The following is a 2,565-nucleotide window of genomic DNA, read 5'->3' as shown; positions in this document are numbered from 1 at the left end:
GTCATGAAATCGAGTAGGACGGAGCACGAGAAACTTTGTCTGAATATGGGGGGACCATCCTCCAAGGCTAAATACTACTGACTGACCGATAGTGAACTAGTACCGTGAGGGAAAGGCGAAAAGAACCCCGGAGAGGGGAGTGAAATAGATCCTGAAACCGTATGCGTACAAGCAGTGGGAGCAGACTTTGTTCTGTGACTGCGTACCTTTTGTATAATGGGTCAGCGACTTATTTTCAGTGGCGAGCTTAACCGAATAGGGGAGGCGTAGCGAAAGCGAGTCTTAATAGGGCGTCTAGTCGCTGGGAATAGACCCGAAACCGGGCGATCTATCCATGGGCAGGTTGAAGGTTGGGTAACACTAACTGGAGGACCGAACCGACTACCGTTGAAAAGTTAGCGGATGACCTGTGGATCGGAGTGAAAGGCTAATCAAGCTCGGAGATAGCTGGTTCTCCTCGAAAGCTATTTAGGTAGCGCCTCATGTATCACTGTAGGGGGTAGAGCACTGTTTCGGCTAGGGGGTCATCCCGACTTACCAAACCGATGCAAACTCCGAATACCTACAAGTGCCGAGCATGGGAGACACACGGCGGGTGCTAACGTCCGTCGTGAAAAGGGAAACAACCCAGACCGTCAGCTAAGGTCCCAAAGTTATGGTTAAGTGGGAAACGATGTGGGAAGGCTTAGACAGCTAGGAGGTTGGCTTAGAAGCAGCCACCCTTTAAAGAAAGCGTAATAGCTCACTAGTCGAGTCGGCCTGCGCGGAAGATGTAACGGGGCTCAAACCATACACCGAAGCTACGGGTATCACCTTCGGGTGATGCGGTAGAGGAGCGTTCTGTAAGCCTGTGAAGGTGAGTTGAGAAGCTTGCTGGAGGTATCAGAAGTGCGAATGCTGACATGAGTAACGACAATGGGTGTGAAAAACACCCACGCCGAAAGACCAAGGTTTCCTGCGCAACGTTAATCGACGCAGGGTTAGTCGGTCCCTAAGGCGAGGCTGAAAAGCGTAGTCGATGGAAAACAGGTTAATATTCCTGTACTTCTGGTTATTGCGATGGAGGGACGGAGAAGGCTAGGCCAGCTTGGCGTTGGTTGTCCAAGTTTAAGGTGGTAGGCTGAGATCTTAGGTAAATCCGGGATCTTAAGGCCGAGAGCTGATGACGAGTGTTCTTTTAGAACACGAAGTGGTTGATGCCATGCTTCCAAGAAAAGCTTCTAAGCTTCAGGTAACCAGGAACCGTACCCCAAACCGACACAGGTGGTTGGGTAGAGAATACCAAGGCGCTTGAGAGAACTCGGGTGAAGGAACTAGGCAAAATGGCACCGTAACTTCGGGAGAAGGTGCGCCGGTGAGGGTGAAGGACTTGCTCCGTAAGCTCATGCCGGTCGAAGATACCAGGCCGCTGCGACTGTTTATTAAAAACACAGCACTCTGCAAACACGAAAGTGGACGTATAGGGTGTGACGCCTGCCCGGTGCCGGAAGGTTAATTGATGGGGTTAGCTAACGCGAAGCTCTTGATCGAAGCCCCGGTAAACGGCGGCCGTAACTATAACGGTCCTAAGGTAGCGAAATTCCTTGTCGGGTAAGTTCCGACCTGCACGAATGGCGTAACGATGGCGGCGCTGTCTCCACCCGAGACTCAGTGAAATTGAAATCGCTGTGAAGATGCAGTGTATCCGCGGCTAGACGGAAAGACCCCGTGAACCTTTACTATAGCTTTGCACTGGACTTTGAATTTGCTTGTGTAGGATAGGTGGGAGGCTTTGAAGCGTGGACGCCAGTTCGCGTGGAGCCAACCTTGAAATACCACCCTGGCAACTTTGAGGTTCTAACTCAGGTCCGTTATCCGGATCGAGGACAGTGTATGGTGGGTAGTTTGACTGGGGCGGTCTCCTCCTAAAGAGTAACGGAGGAGTACGAAGGTGCGCTCAGACCGGTCGGAAATCGGTCGTAGAGTATAAAGGCAAAAGCGCGCTTGACTGCGAGACAGACACGTCGAGCAGGTACGAAAGTAGGTCTTAGTGATCCGGTGGTTCTGTATGGAAGGGCCATCGCTCAACGGATAAAAGGTACTCCGGGGATAACAGGCTGATACCGCCCAAGAGTTCATATCGACGGCGGTGTTTGGCACCTCGATGTCGGCTCATCACATCCTGGGGCTGAAGCCGGTCCCAAGGGTATGGCTGTTCGCCATTTAAAGTGGTACGCGAGCTGGGTTTAGAACGTCGTGAGACAGTTCGGTCCCTATCTGCCGTGGACGTTTGAGATTTGAGAGGGGCTGCTCCTAGTACGAGAGGACCGGAGTGGACGAACCTCTGGTGTTCCGGTTGTCACGCCAGTGGCATTGCCGGGTAGCTATGTTCGGAATAGATAACCGCTGAAAGCATCTAAGCGGGAAACTAGCCTCAAGATGAGATCTCACTGGAACCTTGAGTTCCCTGAAGGGCCGTCGAAGACTACGACGTTGATAGGTTGGGTGTGTAAGCGCTGTGAGGCGTTGAGCTAACCAATACTAATTGCCCGTGAGGCTTGACCATATAACACCCAAGCAATTTGA

General features: G+C 52.0%; 1 rRNA gene. It reads left to right on the top strand.

The features are described from left to right. Positions 1–2,545 (top strand): 23S ribosomal RNA (locus QMX93_RS30475); the annotation flags it as partial. Positions 2,546–2,565: the final 20 nt, after the last annotated feature.

It is taken from the genome of Pseudomonas sp. PS01303 (genome assembly GCF_029959385.1).
In the GTDB taxonomy this organism is placed as follows: Bacteria; Pseudomonadota; Gammaproteobacteria; order Pseudomonadales; family Pseudomonadaceae; genus Aquipseudomonas; species Aquipseudomonas rustica.
The sequence above is the reverse complement of the archived record's forward strand: the minus strand, read 5'-3'. Positions and strand labels throughout refer to the sequence as shown.